The sequence below is a fragment of the Enterococcus sp. DIV0210g genome (assembly GCF_050559705.1).
Taxonomy (GTDB): domain Bacteria; phylum Bacillota; class Bacilli; order Lactobacillales; family Enterococcaceae; genus Enterococcus_B; species Enterococcus_B faecalis_A.
In genome coordinates, this window is the sequence record NZ_CP187903.1 from 1,033,285 (window position 1) to 1,048,469 (window position 15,185).

The window sequence follows — 15,185 nt, forward strand, 5'->3', positions numbered from 1 at the left end:
AGTTTAAAAGTGTATAGTTGATCGAATCAAAAGCAGCGCGTGGAAAGGAAGAAACAGATGAAGATTTTAGTCATTGGAAGTGTATCGACTGATTTTGTCGTAACAACAACGGTTAAGCCAAAGCAAGGAGAAACAGTATTCGGAGAAGCGTTCGAAACTTCTTTTGGCGGAAAAGGGGCAAATCAGGCAGTCGCTGCAAGCCGATTAGATGCGAAAGTGGAAATGGCAGGATGTGTGGGACCTGATCTTTTTGGGGAAGAAATCATCGAAAACCTTCAAGCAAATAGTGTAGATACATCGAATATAGCAGTTGTTCCCCAAGCAGTTTCTGGTTCTGCTCATATCACGCTGCATCAAGGAGATAACAGTATCGTTGTTATTCCAGGAGCCAATAATGAAATGACGTTAGAACGGGTTTCAGCAATCAAAGAAAATATTCTGTCGTCTGATTTTGTCATTATTCAAAATGAAATTCCGCAAGAAACAAATGAAGCAATTATCGAATGGTGTTGGGAAAAGAAGATCCCGCTTTTGTATAACCCAGCGCCTGCGCGGGAAATCCGAGAAGAACTTCTGGCTAAAACTACTTATTTCACACCAAATGAGCATGAGTTTGAAGCGCTGTTTCCTAATCAGCGCCGTCAAGATATCTTGAAAAAATACCCAAATCAGCTCATCATTACTTTAGGAGCAGAAGGAGCTGTTTTTCATAATGGCGAAAAAGAAGTACTGGTTCCTGCGTATCAAGTAACACCAGTCGATACGACAGGTGCAGGTGATACGTTCAATGGTGCTTTAGCAGCCAAGTTATTGGAAGGAGCAAAGCTGGAAGCTGCTATCCGTTTTGCAAATCAAGCTGCGGCCATTTCGGTCCAAGGGTTTGGTGCCCAAGGCGGGATGCCGACAAGAGAACAAGTGAGAAGATTTTTCGGATCAATGTAAGAAACATCCGCGAAAGAGAAAAATTTCGCGGTTTTTTTGTATATAGACATAAACCTTAGTCAAATGAACTGAAATGCTTATTAGGTTTCAATTAGAAGCATCTGCGCTAGAATAAGAGTAAGAATGAAAAGGAGTGTTATATATGGATTATTCTAGTAAAGAATACTTTGATAAAATGACTGCTTGGTGGCGTGCTGCCAATTATCTTTCTGTCGGACAACTTTATCTTAAAGATAACCCCTTGCTGAAACGTACATTGAAACCAGAAGATGTCAAAAAACATCCAATCGGTCACTGGGGAACGATTCCTGGACAAAACTTTATTTATGTCCATTTGAACCGAGTCATCAATAAATATGATTTGAACATGTTTTATATCGAAGGTCCAGGACATGGCGGACAAGTCATGGTCTCAAATGCTTATCTAGACGGAAGTTATACCGAGATTTATCCAGAAGTTACCGAAGATGAGACAGGGATGCAAAAATTATTCAAACGATTCTCATTTCCTGGAGGCATTGCTTCCCATGCAGCACCAGAAACACCAGGTTCTATCCATGAAGGCGGAGAACTTGGCTATTCACTTTCACACGGTGTCGGAGCGGTCTTAGATAATCCAGAAGTTATTTCTGCTGTCGTGATTGGCGATGGTGAAGCAGAAACAGGTCCTTTAGCCGGCAGCTGGTTCTCAAATGTTTTTATCAACCCAGTAACCGATGGCGCTGTTTTGCCGATCCTTCATTTAAATGGTGCAAAAATAGCCAATCCAACGATTTTGGCACGTAAATCAGATGAAGAATTGACTAATTACTTTAACGGACTTGGCTGGGAACCTTTCTTTATTGAAGGAAATGACCCAGAAAAATTAAATCCTGTTATGGCTGAAAAAATGGATCAAGCAATCGAGAAAATCAAATCGATCCAAAAAGAAGCTCGTATGAAATCAGCAGCAGAAGCAGTGATGCCGAAGTGGCCGGTATTGATCGTACGCACGCCAAAAGGATGGACAGGACCAGAAGAATGGGATGGGGAACCAATCGAAGGCACCTTCAGAGCACACCAAGTACCAATTCCTGTAGACCAAGAACATATGGATCACGCAGATGCTTTACTTCGTTGGTTAAAATCCTATGAACCAGAGAAATTATTTGATGAACAAGGCCGTCTTTTAGAAGAAATCAGACAAATCGCGCCAACTGGTGACCAAAGAATGGCAAAAAATCCTATTACTAACGGCGGGATCAATCCGAAACCGCTGATTTTGCCAGAGTGGAAATACCATGCGCTGCAATTTGAAAGACCAGGATCAGTAACAGCAGAAGACATGACGGAGCTTGGCAAATTCGTTCGCGACATTATCGAGAAAAATTCAGAGAACTTCCGCATATTCGGTCCCGATGAAACAAAATCAAATCGATTGAATCAAGTCTTCAAAGCGACAAATCGTCAATGGATGGAAAAAATCGAGCCAGAAAATGACGAATGGCTTTCACCTTCTGGACGCGTCATTGACAGTCAGCTATCGGAACACCAAGATGAAGGATTCTTGGAAGGCTATGTTTTGACTGGACGTCATGGATTCTTTGCAAGTTATGAATCATTCTTGCGGGTCGTTGATTCTATGTTGACCCAGCACTTCAAATGGATGCGGAAATCACACGATCTTTCTTGGCGTAACGAATATCCTTCATTGAATCTCATTGCCAGCTCGACCGTTTTCCAACAAGATCACAATGGATATACCCATCAAGATCCAGGGATATTGACACATTTGGCAGAAAAAAAGGCGGAATTTATTCGTGAATATTTGCCAGCAGACGCAAATACATTGCTCGCAGTCATGGATAAAGCATTCCGCTCGTCAGAAAAAATCAATTTGATTATCTCTTCCAAACATCCCCGGGCTCAATTTTACTCAGCGGAAGAAGCAGAAATCTTAGTAAATGAGGGTTTGAAGATCATTGACTGGGCTTCGACAGCAAAAGATGAGGAACCTGAGTTGGTGATTGCCGCTGCAGGAACAGAATCCAACTTAGAAGCATTAGCTGCTGTTACTTTGTTGTTAGAAGAATTCCCAGACATAAAAATCCGCTTTATTAATGTCGTAGATTTATTGAAATTGCGCCATCCAAGTCAAGATCCTCGCGGGTTGAGCGATGAAGAATTTGATCGATATTTTACCAAAGATAAACCGATCTTGTTTGCTTTCCACGGGTATGAAACACTGGTCCGTACGATTTTCTTTGATCGTCATAACCACGATTTGATGATCCATGGCTACAAAGAAAACGGAGATATCACGACACCATTTGATATGCGCGTAGTGAATGAACTCGACCGTTACCATTTGGCAAAAGATGCAGCTTTAAAAATCAAAGGTGCACAAGCAGAAAAATTTGCAGAAAAAATGGATCAAAAATTACAAGAACACCATGATTATATCCGTGAAAATGGTATTGATCTGCCAGAAGTATTGGATTGGGAATGGAAAAATCTTGATCAATAAAACGATAAAATGGACCTTGCAAAACGAAAAATGTTTTGTGAGGATGTATACTAAAAAAGCAGAATTTTTTACGTTGATTAAGAAACTGAAAAAAACAACAGAAAAGACTGGAAGAAAATCCAGTCTTTTCTGTTGTTTTGGGGAAGTGAAAAACGATCTATTTTATTTACCTGTGAGCCACCCAAAAATCCAATCAAAGGGTGCAAAGAAAAGATCTTCCATAATTACCCCTCCTTATGCAAAGTAGAATAACACGTATTCGATTTACGTAACGATGAATTTTGTTACGTTTTGATGTCCAACATGCTAAAAACATTTCTCAAGAAGGAAAAAGCAAGTTATAGGAAGACAAAAATAGCAGGATCTTATTGGGCTGTGTTATAATGGTTCAGTTAAAAAGAATAGAAATGAGGAACAATGAATGGAAGGTCTACTGCCTTTATGGAAAGAGCGGGGCATGACAAGCCACGACTGTGTTTTTAAATTAAGAAAAATCGTACATACAAAAAAAATCGGGCATGGAGGTACTCTTGATCCCGACGTTGACGGCGTGTTACCGATCTGCATCGGAAAAGCAACAAAAGTCATCGAATATTTGATGGATTCTGGGAAAATCTATGAAGGCGAGATCACATTAGGCTACAGCACGACAACAGAAGACAAATCCGGTGAGACTGTAGAAGAAAAAGCTGTTGCTTCACCTTTGTCCGAAGAAATGATCGACGAAGCAATGCAAAGTTTTGTCGGAGAAATCACCCAGATTCCGCCAATGTATTCCGCAGTAAAAGTCAACGGTAAACGTTTGTATGAATACGCGCGCAATAATGAAGAAGTCGAGCGGCCAAAACGAAAAGCGATGATCTATGAATTCAATCGGACAAGTGAACCGATTTGGAATCAAGAAAAAGGAACCATGTCTTGGCGTTTCCAAGTCGTTTGCGGCAAAGGAACCTATGTCCGCACATTGGCTGTCGATACGGGCGCAAAACTAGGCTATCCCGCCCACATGTCAGATTTGACACGAACAGCGAGTGCCGGTATGTCAAAGGAACAAGCGTTGACATTGCAGCAAGTCCAAGAATACATGGATAATGGGACATTAGAAGAACATCTTTTGCCGATAGAACAGGGCGTGGCTCGTTTCCCAAGAGTCGATATCGATAAACCGACATGGGAAAAAGTCAAAAACGGGATGCGTTTGGATTATACAGTGTTTGGTTTGGAACAAATGCCAGAAGAGGAAATCGCATTATTTTATCAAGAAAAAGTAGTCAGCATCTATCAGCCAAATCCTAAAGAAAAAAATAAACTGAAACCAAGTAAAGTTTTAAGAACCGAGGTTTAATCATGAAAATCATAAAAATCAGACATCCATATGATAAAAAAGATATCCCAGAAGACGATGTTGTTTTAGTGTTAGGTTTTTTTGACGGTGTACATCGCGGTCATCAAGAAGTTGTCTCAATTGGACGAAAAGCAGCCGACGAAAAAGGACTAAAACTTGCAGTAATGACATTCAATCAGCACCCGTCTATCGTATTCAAAAAAATCAATCCTGATCATGTGAAATATTTGACGACTTTGGAACAAAAAGAAGAAAAGATGGCGCGTCTAGGTGTTGATTATCTGTATGAGGTCGATTTTACTTCTGCTTTTGCCAGCCTGCACCCACAAGAATTCGTTGATCAATATATCGTTGATTTACATGCCAAAGTTGCTGTCTCAGGCTTTGATTATACGTATGGACCAAAAGAAATCGCAGATGTGGCACACTTGCCTGAATATGCGAAAGATCGGTTTGAGATCATCACCGTCGAAAAGAAAGCAGCAGAAGGCGAAAAAATCAGTTCCACAAGAATCCGTCACGCATTGGATGAAGCCGATATGGAAGAAGTCACAGAACTCATGGGTTGTGTTTATGAAATCGAAGGTGTCGTCGTCCACGGGGATGCTCGAGGGCGTCTGCTTGGATTCCCGACAGCAAATGTCAAAGTCAAGAACACAACACATCTGCCGAAAGAAGGCGTGTATACTTCTGAGATCAAAGTTGGGGAAAAATGGTACCCAGCTATGGGATCTATTGGGCATAATGATACGTTTGGCGAAGGCAGAGAGCTGACAGTTGAATTGTATATTTTGGACTTCCATCAAGATATCTATGGCGAACATGTTGCTGTGCGTTGGAACCATTTTTTGAGAGAACAAGAGAAATTTGAAAGTGTCGAAGCATTGATTGCTCAATTGAAGCAAGACGAAAAAGAGACAGCAGCATATTTCGAGAACAAACAGTCTTAAGAAATCGTTCATTGCTGAGTAAAATTTCAAAGCACGAAACAATAAAAAAACTGATTATTCAGAGCCGCTCTTAAAGTTCAGATGACTTTTAAGAGAACGCTTAGGAATAATCAGTTTTTTGTTATTTGAAATAGCCGGGATTCTTTTCAACAACCATTTCTTGTTCTGAAAGCATCATATGGAGATGGACAGATGTTAGAAAATCTGCTTCTTCGGTATTTTTTGAAACTAATGCTTGGAAGAGTTGGTGGTGCTGAGCCAAAATCGTGTCCCAACGCAAGCCCTCTGTTTTGATCCGAAGCCAGCGGAACCGTTCCAAATGTGTATTGTTATGTTCCAGCCAACGCCAAACTTCTTTTCTTCCAGCAATCTCAAAGCATGTAGCATGGAATAAATTGTCTGTATGGAAAAAAGCACGTTCGTCTTTTTTTGAAACAGCTTTTTCTTGTTCTTCGATGATCGTCCGCAGCACAGTCTCAAGACGCGGATCCATTTTTGCGCAGCATTCCATCATGATTTTTCGTTCCAGCTGTTCCCTGACGAAGCGGGCATTTTTAGCCGAAACAAGATCGACTTGAGAAACGTAGGTCCCGCTTTGCGGAATCGTGTAAACAAGTTCCTGCTGTCTTAATTGGATCAAGGATTCTCTAATCGGTGTCCGTCCAATATGAAGCATATCTTCTAATGATTTTTCAGAAATCTTTTTGCCAGGTTCCAAGTCAGCGTAAATGATTTTTTTTCGTATGGCTTGATAGGCTTGTTCCTGCAAACTGTTTGCCGTCAAGAAATCTACTCCTTCCAACTGTTGTTCAATTCATTATAGCAGAAAAAAACACCACTTAACTAATATATTAGAAAACGGGCTGTTTATTCTAATATAGCTGATGTTATCGAAAATATTCGTTGACAAGCTGATTATACCTACATATAATACAAGTGGAAAAGTGAATCTGATATATCAGTTAGAGGAGGGAAAGACATGATTGATTTAAAGAACTGGCAAGATTCTGTCGATGAACTTAAACATCACCAAGTGGTATTACCAGTATTTGATACAACTTCTGTCAGAAATCAAGGCAAGAAAGCACCGGTTTGGCTCCATTTCGGCGGCGGTAATCTGTATCGAGGTTTTCATGCAGAAATCGCCCAGAGTCTCGCAGATAAAAAAGAATTGCGGGCAGGGGTCGTCGTTTGCGAAACGTTTGACGAGGAAGTGATTGAAAAAGGATGCCAAGCATTTGATAACCAATTTTTGGAAATCATTATGAAAGAAGACGGTACCTTAGAAAAACGATTGAATGTCATTACTGCAGAAAGTTTATATTGTCATCCAAATAATCAAGAAGAATATGAGAAAGCAGCGGCTCATTTCAAAAATCCTTCTTTGCAGTTCGCCACATTCACAATCACTGAAAAAGGCTATGCACTGAAAAACCAAGCAGGTATCTACTTCGATCAAGTAGCAAAAGATATTGCAAACGGACCTGAAAAATCAGCCCACACGATCAGCATTGTAACAGCTTTGCTTTACCAGCGCTTTTTAGCGGGAAAATTACCTATCGCGATGGTTTCGACTGATAACTTTTCACAAAATGGTAAGCGCTTTAAAAATGTGGTGCTGGAAATTGCTGAACAATGGGAGAAAAACGGCTTTGTCGAATCGGCTTTCCTCGATTATTTAAAAAACGATGATTACGTTAGTTTTCCTTGGAGCATGATTGATCGTATCACGCCAAATCCGTCGAACGAAATCAGCACGTTCCTAGAAAAAGAAGGCTTTGCCGACATGCAAGTGATCCATACAGCGAAACACACAAACATCGCACCTTTTGCAAATACAGAAACGACTCATTATCTAGTTATCGAAGACACGTTTCCAAATGGCCGTCCTGATTTGGCGGCAGCTAGTGTGATTTTGACAAATCAAGAAACCGTGGAGAAAGCAGATACGATGAAAGTTGCCGCTTGCTTAAATCCACTGCATACAGCACTTGCAATCTTCGGCTGTTTGTTGGGGCACACGTCGATTGCTGAAGAAATGAAGGACCCTGATTTATCGAATTTGGTAAAAGAAATCGGCTATGGAGAAGGATTGCCAGTTGTTGAAGATCCAGGAATCCTTGATCCAAGAAAGTTCATCGATGAAGTAATCAATAAACGATTTCCAAATGTTTATATTCCTGACACGCCGCAACGCATCGCAACAGATACGTCACAAAAATTAGCAATCCGTTTTGGTGGAACGATTCAAGCCTATATGGAAAATCCAGAAAAACAAACCAGTGAGTTGATTTTTATTCCTTTGACAATTGCCGCTTGGCTTCGCTATCTCATTGGAAAAGATGACCAAGGAAAGACGTTTGAATTGAGTCCAGATCCTTTGACTGAACCATTGCAAAAAATGTTAGAAGGAATAAAGCTGGGAGAAGATGATCCGCAAAAAATCCATGAAGCAGCCGCGCCGATTTTGTCAAATCCAGCTATTTTTTCTGTAGATCTTTATCAAGCAGGGATCGGGGAACAGATCGAAAAGGATTTTTGTAGTCTGCTTGCTGAAAAAAATGCAGTCCGGGAAACATTACGTTCTTATTTAAGTGAACACGGGAGGATAACAAACAATGGAAATGACATTTAGATGGTATGGTTCGCAAGAAGAAAAAATAACTTTACAGGAGATTCGGCAAATCCCAGCAATGAAAGGGATCGTTGGCACATTGATGGATATATCGGTTGGCGAAGTTTGGCCTAAATCACGTATCCAATCTTTAAAAGAAGAAATCGAAAAAGCAGGTTTGACATTAAAAGTGATTGAAAGTGTCAATATCCATGATGATATCAAAATCGGTTTGCCGACAAGAGACCGCTATATTGAAAACTATATCGAAACGATTCGGAACTTAGCTGCATTTGGTATCGAAGTGATTTGTTATAATTTCATGCCAGTATTTGATTGGGTCAAATCTGATCTTGATTACCGGCTGGCCGATGGTTCATCGACATTGGCATTTATTGCAGAAGATATTCCTGAAGATCCAGAAGTCATCATCAAAAAAATCGAAAATTCCAGCAGTAAATTTACATTGCCTGGATGGGAGCCAGAACGCCTAGCGCATGTAAAAGAATTACTTGCCGCTTATAAAGATGTCGATGAAGAAAAACTGCGTGAAAACCTTGCTTATTTCCTAAAAGCTGTAATTCCAGTTTGTGAGGAAGTGGGTATAAAAATGGCGATCCACCCAGATGATCCGCCATACTCGATTTTTGGCTTGCCTCGGATCATCAAAAACAGAGAAGATTTGGACTGGCTGTGCAATGTAGCAGACAGCCCAGCGAATGGAATCACGTTATGTACTGGAAGTATTGCGGAAGAACCAGGAAATGATGTCTATGCGATTTTAGCTGAATTTTGTGCGCGTGACCGTATCCCGTTTGCTCATGTACGAAATATCAAATTTTTAGAAGGAAAAAATTTCTATGAAGCGCCGCATAAATCAGAAGAGGGTTCCCTTGATATGTACAAAATAATCAAGGCAATGTATGACAATGGTTTTGACGGCTATATCCGTCCAGATCACGGCCGAATGATTTGGGGAGAAACAGGACGTCCAGGCTATGGTCTTTATGATCGGGCGTTAGGTGCTGTTTATTTGAATGGTTTATGGGAAGCATTGGAAAAAAACAGCCCGCGTTAAGAAACGCAGGCATAAAAAAAACCGAAATGATCCCCCAAAAAAAGAATAAAGATTCTTTGATCATTTCGATTATTCAACGGACATTTCCGTTAATAATATGGTAGCAATGAAGGGGAGATAAAGCGAATAATTGAACCGAAAACAAACGCTTCCTTGAGTTGCTGAAAAAGTTGCTCCAAACAAAAACCGTCTAAGATTTTTGCAGTTTCGTAAAATCTTAGACGGTTATTTTATTTAAATATCAATCTTCAAAACCGCAAAGCGTATATCCTTGGTCGATTGCCTGCTGCAATGTCATTGGTTGGATCTGATTAGCAGTCCGGAGTCCACGGCAGCTGCTGTCATAATGATATCTTCTCCCGGATTGCGGAGCGACATAAACAACTTGCGTCTGTTGATCACTTGGTGGAGCTGCTTGCTGTGCGGCTGCTTGCTCTGCTTGACGTTGTGCTTCCGCCTGCTGCGCAGCTTCAGCTTGTCTTTGCGCTTCTGCTTGTTGTGCTGCTTGTCTTTCTGCCTCTGCTTGTTGCGCAGCTGCTTGTTCTTGCTGTGTGATAGCTGATTCAACGGCACTTAAGCGACTGTTCAATCCATCGTTTGCTTCCGACAGACCAGCAACTGCTGCTTTAGCTGTATCGTAGGCAGCTCGAGTTTTCTGTGATTCAGCTTGAGAGACAAGACCATCTGCTTCTGCTAGCTGTTGTGCTTTTTCTTCGGCTTCTTTTTTCTCTTGTTCTTGTCGCGCCTTTTCTTCGGCTTCTTTTTTCTCTTTTTCCTGTTGTGCTTTTTCTTCGGCTTCTTTTCTTTCTTTTTCTTGCTGCTCTTTCAACTCAGCTTCTTTTTTCTTTTGCGCTTCCTCTTTGGTATCTTCTGTTTTCTGATTCGTGGTAGCAACAGTTTGGCTCTGTTCTGCTGAAGTGCTGGTTTCAGGCATCAGTGAACCGCCAGCAGCAAACAGCATGAGCCCTGCACCCATGAAGATAAGTCCTTTTTTAACAGAACGCTTTTTAAAGGCATAAACGACACAATACCCAATCCCAACAAAGAAAGCGATCATCCCTAATAACGCTATAAATACACCCAACTATACTCCTCCTTGGAAATCAAAATTTGATAGGAAAAAACAATGAAAAATGTCAAGATTGCTTTTTTTTAAAATAAAAGATATTATTCACAATCTTCTTGTTTTATCTATCTAAAAGTCATTTCCTACCATAAATAAGTGTAGCATAAAGCAATCAATATCTATAAATGTTTTTCAATATTCCTTTATTTATAATAAAAAACGGATGTATTCTTTGAAAAGTGAACAGTTATGATGCCAAAACGATATATTTTTACTAAATTCCCCATAAATTCATTTTTTCACTTATAATAAACAAAATGAAGTCAGCAAAGAAAATCTCCCCCACGAGACATGTCGCTTTGCTGGCTTCTTTTTGCTGTCATGCGAACGTATCAGTTGGTACAAAAAATGAAAACATTTATAATGAAAGTGAAGTTGTGAAAAAAGCTGCTTAGTTTCGCAGCCTATTTTTTTCCATAAATAATCCAGAAAAAAAGAAGTAATTATTAGGGAAAAAGATTTGATGCTGAAAACCAGTTTTTACACGCTGTTTATTTTGTTTTATAACGTCTGGGTGAATGTCATCCAGTAAATAGGAAGGAAAAAATATGCAAAATTTTATGGAACTTATTCGTGACCGAAAAGAAGAATTGATTACTGCGGTCATCCAACATATCTCAATCTCGCTGATTGCATTGCTGATAGCGATCCTGATCGCGGTACCATTAGCGATTTGGGTAGTATCACATAAAAAAATGGCAGAGATCTTGCTACAGACGACAGGCGTACTTCAAACGATTCCTTCATTGGCATTGTTAGGTTTACTGATTCCATTTGTCGGTATCGGAACAGTCCCAGCATTGATTGCGCTAGTTATCTATGCGCTGCTGCCTATTTTTCAAAATACGTATATCGGCTTATCAGAAATCAATCCTTCGATTGAAGAAGCAGCGATTGCTTTTGGGATGTCCAGAATGCGGCGTTTGATCAAAGTTGAGCTTCCGATTGCTTTGCCAGTTATTATTTCTGGTATTCGGACCGCTCTTGTCTTGATTATAGGAACGGCAACTCTTGCGGCGCTGATTGGTGCAGGAGGATTGGGTACGTTTATTTTGTTAGGAATTGATCGAAACAGCCCTATGCTGACATTGCTTGGCGCCATTAGTTCTGCGTTGTTAGCCATTATTTTCAGCAGTTTGATTCGATTGCTCCAAATGGTGAAGCCTAGATATACGATTGCTGGATTAGCAGCGTTTATCCTGCTTTTAGGCGGTTTGTCTCTTTACCGCTCAGGTGTATTTAAAGAAGAACCCATCACGATTGCTGGAAAATTAGGAGCAGAACCAGATATCTTGATCAATATGTACAAAGAATTGATTGAGGAAGAGGACCCAGATGCGACTGTCGAATTGAAAACGAACTTTGGTAAGACAAGCTTTCTGTTCAATGCGCTTACTCACGGACAAGTCGATATTTACCCGGAATTTACTGGGACAGTGTTAGAAAGTTTGGTCGATGTACCGGAAGCGGATAAAAACCAGGATCTCGATGAAGATGGAACGTATGAGCAAGCGAAAAAATTGTTGAGCGAACAAGATCAGCTTGCTTTCTTAAAACCAATGGCTTACCAAAATACCTATGCTCTGGCAGTGAAACGTACGTTTGCAGAAGAACATCAGCTTGAAACGATCTCGGATCTAGCAAAAATCAAAGACCAGATCAAAGCAGGCTTTACACTTGAATTTATTGACCGAAATGATGGATACAAAGGAATCCAAAAAGAATATCAGCTTGATTTCCCTAGTGTCCAAAGTATGGAGCCAAGTTTGCGGTACCAAGCAATCAACAATGGCGATATCAATTTGATCGATGCCTATTCGACAGACAGCGAACTCAAACAATATGATCTGGTTGCTTTGAAAGATGATCGCGGATTATTCCCGCCGTATCAAGGAGCGCCATTGATGTCTGAAACCTTTGCAGCAGAACATCCAGAAGTGGTTCGTGCCTTGAATCGATTGGCTGGAAAAGTGACCGAAGAGCAGATGATCGATATGAATTACCAAGTGAATGTAGAAAAGAAAGATCCTTCTGATGTTGCCCGTGCATTTTTGAAGAACGAAGGGTTGATTGGGGGATAAAAAAGTGACGAATATTATTGAATTTAAAAATGTCGGAAAAAAATATGACCAGAAAATGGTTATCGAAAATTTAGACCTCGCTATCAAAACAGGAGAAATCTTCGTCTTGGTCGGGCCTTCAGGAAGCGGAAAAACGAGCACATTGAAAATGATCAATGGTTTATCTGTACCAACAGAAGGAAATGTTTATTTCAAAGGAACCCGTATCAAAGATTACAACTTGCAAAAAATGCGTTGGCAAATGGGCTACGTGCTCCAGCAAATCGCACTTTTCCCAACGATGACTGTGAAGCAGAATATCGAAGTGATCCCTGAGATGCTTGGTTGGAAAAAGAACAAACGGGAAGAAGCTGTTGATCGGCTGCTGACGATCGTCGGTCTTGATCCTGAACAGTACAGGGATCGTATGCCGAAAGAATTATCGGGCGGAGAACAGCAGCGTATCGGTATCTTACGAGCTATTGCGGCCTCTCCCGAAGTTATTTTGATGGATGAGCCATTCAGTGCGCTAGATCCGCTTTCTCGCACATCGCTGCAAGACTTAGTTTTAGAATTGCACCAACAGTTGGGAACGACCATTGTTTTTGTTACCCATAATATGGAAGAAGCAATTAAATTAGGCAGTCGGATCGGTGTGATGAAAGACGGGAAATTACTTCAAGCAGATACCCCAGAAAAAGTTTTGACCGCACCAAAAAGCGAATTCATCAAGCGTTTCTTTGAAGAAACAAGTAAAAAAGAACCACTGATCGAAGAAATGATTTTAAATGGTTTTTATACAAAAGATACGGACGAAACAAGCGGACCGGAAATAACCATTGGCGCAGTTTTATCGGATCTTTATTCACTTTTAGCTGAAGCGCCTGAAGTAAAGGTAGTAAAAAACCAAGAAGTTATTGGCAAAATATCGAGACAAGATGTCTTTGCTTTTTTAAGCAATAAGGAGGAAAAAGAATGAAAAAATATGACGTGATCGTTATCGGTTCTGGTGTGGCGGGTATCAGTGCAGCTTATGGATTAAAAGAAGCTGGAAAAAATGTTTTGATCATTGAAGAAAATCTTTGGGGCGGGACTTGTCCAAATCGAGGCTGTGATCCTAAGAAAGTATTGTTAAGCGGGGTAGAAGCACGTGACCGTGTCAATCAATTGGCAGGCAAAGGATTCAAAGAAATGCCGCCAGCAGATTGGCAAGAATTACAAAAATTCAAACGTACATTCACCGATCCTGTTCCAGAAGAAAGAAAAGAAGGGTTAGCAGCGGCAGGGATCGACTTTTTGTCAGGTACTGCTCGGTTTGCAGATGAAAAAACGATCGAGATTTTAGACGAACGAATCACGGCTGATCATTTTGTACTTGCTACCGGTCAGCGCCCATCGATTTTACCAATTAAAGGAAAAGAATACATGCAGACAAGTACCGATTTTCTTTCACTAGATCAATTACCAGACAAAGTTGTTTTTGTTGGCGGCGGGTATATTGCGTTTGAACTGGCATCTATCGCCAATGGAGCAGGGGCAGAAGTAACAATCATCCATCACAATTCAAGACCTTTGAAAGCTTTTGACGCAGATTTAGTGGATGAAGCAGTAGAAGAAATGAAAAAACGCGGGATTCGATTTGCCTTTGATACAGATTTGCAAAAAATCGAAAAAACAGCAGAAGGCTACCATTTGATTGCAGAAAATTTCGATGAGACAGTGGGTGCCGTCTTCTGTGCAACTGGACGTATCCCAAATATCGAATCTCTTGACCTGGAAAAAGCAGGTGTCCAAGCAGACAAACATGGTATTGCTGTTAATGAGTATTTACAAACATCGAATCCAGCTATTTTTGCTTGCGGGGATATCATCAGCCGAAAAATCCCTAAATTAACGCCAGTAGCAACATTTGAAGGAAATCACGTAGTACGCAATATTGCAGAAGAAAACATGACACCAATCAGTTATCCATCTATTCCGACGATTGTTTACGCAAGTCCTAAAATCGCCTCCGTTGGAATAACACCAGCAGAAGCTGAAAAACAAGACCTGAAAGTTGTTGCACAAGATCTTACATCTTGGTTCAGCTATAGCCGCTTAAATGAACCAACAGCAAAAGTAAAACTTGTTTATAACGAAGAAAACTTGTTAGTGGGTGCTTGTACACTGAGCGGCCAAGCAGATGAATTGATCAACTTTTTATCAATCGCTATCGACAAAAAAATCTCAAATAAAGAGATCAGCCGCTATATCATGGGCTATCCGACGATTGCGAGCGATTTAAGCTATCTTTTATAAAAAAATACAAAAACCGAATCTGGTTATAAAAAAGCAAGACTCTGGCAAAAATCGCCAGAGTCTTTTTTGTTGTCTCAAGAATAACATTAATGATTTTATTTGTTATTTTTTGCGGGAAGTCAACAGTTTCATTTTTTTCTTTTTTAAGAAATAATCGGTTGCGGATTGTTGATATAGAGCCTCGCTTTTTGGATTTTGAGTTGTTATGATAAAAATAGAACTCGAATGAAAATCAGAATAACGTATTATTTAAATTTCCTAATATA

The 15,185-nt window shown here is 40.3% G+C and carries 11 protein-coding genes; 9 read left to right on the forward strand and 2 right to left on the reverse strand.

Features of this window, described 5'->3' with window-relative positions:
* The first annotated feature begins 57 nt into the window (after positions 1-57).
* The 4 genes from rbsK (at position 58) to ribF (ending at position 5,743) form a co-directional block, all read left to right on the forward strand.
* Complete coding sequence (rbsK, locus tag IGI64_RS05080; protein WP_429939706.1) at positions 58-942, forward strand: ribokinase; 885 nt, start codon at positions 58-60, stop codon at positions 940-942.
* A 142-nt stretch (positions 943-1,084) separates the two neighbouring features.
* Complete coding sequence (locus IGI64_RS05085) at positions 1,085-3,448, forward strand: phosphoketolase family protein (protein ID WP_429939708.1); 2,364 nt, start codon at positions 1,085-1,087, stop codon at positions 3,446-3,448.
* 421 nt (positions 3,449-3,869) lie between these two features.
* A complete protein-coding gene (gene truB, locus IGI64_RS05090) occupies positions 3,870-4,793 on the forward strand; it encodes a tRNA pseudouridine(55) synthase TruB (RefSeq protein WP_429939710.1) in 924 nt (307 codons plus the stop codon).
* A 2-nt stretch (positions 4,794-4,795) separates the two neighbouring features.
* The gene (ribF, locus tag IGI64_RS05095) at positions 4,796-5,743 is read left to right on the forward strand and encodes a riboflavin biosynthesis protein RibF (RefSeq protein WP_429939712.1); all 948 of its coding nucleotides are present in this window, start codon (positions 4,796-4,798) and stop codon (positions 5,741-5,743) included.
* Positions 5,744-5,864: 121 nt separating this feature from the next.
* Here the strand turns inward: ribF and IGI64_RS05100 are convergent, their stop codons facing one another.
* Positions 5,865-6,527, reverse strand: a complete 663-nt coding sequence (locus IGI64_RS05100; protein WP_429939713.1) for a GntR family transcriptional regulator — start codon at positions 6,525-6,527, stop codon at positions 5,865-5,867.
* Positions 6,528-6,722: 195 nt separating this feature from the next.
* Here IGI64_RS05100 and IGI64_RS05105 point away from each other — a divergent pair, with 195 nt between their 5' ends.
* Both IGI64_RS05105 and uxuA read left to right on the forward strand, forming a co-directional pair.
* Positions 6,723-8,378, forward strand: a complete 1,656-nt coding sequence (locus IGI64_RS05105) for a mannitol dehydrogenase family protein (protein ID WP_429939715.1) — start codon at positions 6,723-6,725, stop codon at positions 8,376-8,378.
* A complete protein-coding gene (gene uxuA, locus IGI64_RS05110; RefSeq protein ID WP_429939717.1) occupies positions 8,362-9,435 on the forward strand; it encodes a mannonate dehydratase in 1,074 nt (357 codons plus the stop codon). Before IGI64_RS05105 ends, uxuA begins: the two co-directional genes overlap by 17 nt.
* A gap of 241 nt (positions 9,436-9,676) precedes the next feature.
* Here uxuA and IGI64_RS05115 read toward each other — a convergent pair whose 3' ends face one another.
* On the reverse strand, positions 9,677-10,519 hold the full coding sequence (locus IGI64_RS05115; protein ID WP_430596477.1) for a hypothetical protein: 843 nt from the start codon (positions 10,517-10,519) through the stop codon (positions 9,677-9,679).
* A gap of 590 nt (positions 10,520-11,109) precedes the next feature.
* On the opposite strand from IGI64_RS05115, the gene IGI64_RS05120 reads away from it, so the two are divergent.
* Genes IGI64_RS05120 through IGI64_RS05130 form a run of 3 tightly spaced genes read left to right on the forward strand, consistent with a single transcriptional unit; the run spans position 11,110 to position 14,919 of the window.
* Positions 11,110-12,642, forward strand: coding sequence for an ABC transporter permease/substrate-binding protein (locus tag IGI64_RS05120; protein ID WP_429939720.1), 1,533 nt, complete (start codon positions 11,110-11,112; stop codon positions 12,640-12,642).
* A 4-nt stretch (positions 12,643-12,646) separates the two neighbouring features.
* Positions 12,647-13,600 (forward strand): ABC transporter ATP-binding protein, encoded by a 954-nt coding sequence (locus tag IGI64_RS05125; protein ID WP_429939722.1) that lies wholly within the window; start codon positions 12,647-12,649, stop codon positions 13,598-13,600.
* Entirely contained in the window at positions 13,597-14,919 is a 1,323-nt protein-coding gene (locus IGI64_RS05130) for a dihydrolipoyl dehydrogenase family protein (protein WP_429939724.1), read from the forward strand. The genes IGI64_RS05125 and IGI64_RS05130 overlap by 4 nt, the downstream gene beginning before the upstream one ends.
* Positions 14,920-15,185: the final 266 nt, after the last annotated feature.

Coding starts and splice junctions, on each gene's coding strand:
- rbsK (WP_429939706.1), top strand. CDS start 58: ATGAAGATTTTAGTCATTGGAAGTGTATCGACTGATTTTGTCGTAACA.
- IGI64_RS05085 (WP_429939708.1), top strand. CDS start 1,085: ATGGATTATTCTAGTAAAGAATACTTTGATAAAATGACTGCTTGGTGG.
- truB (WP_429939710.1), top strand. CDS start 3,870: ATGGAAGGTCTACTGCCTTTATGGAAAGAGCGGGGCATGACAAGCCAC.
- ribF (WP_429939712.1), top strand. CDS start 4,796: ATGAAAATCATAAAAATCAGACATCCATATGATAAAAAAGATATCCCA.
- IGI64_RS05105 (WP_429939715.1), top strand. CDS start 6,723: ATGATTGATTTAAAGAACTGGCAAGATTCTGTCGATGAACTTAAACAT.
- uxuA (WP_429939717.1), top strand. CDS start 8,362: ATGGAAATGACATTTAGATGGTATGGTTCGCAAGAAGAAAAAATAACT.
- IGI64_RS05120 (WP_429939720.1), top strand. CDS start 11,110: ATGCAAAATTTTATGGAACTTATTCGTGACCGAAAAGAAGAATTGATT.
- IGI64_RS05130 (WP_429939724.1), top strand. CDS start 13,597: ATGAAAAAATATGACGTGATCGTTATCGGTTCTGGTGTGGCGGGTATC.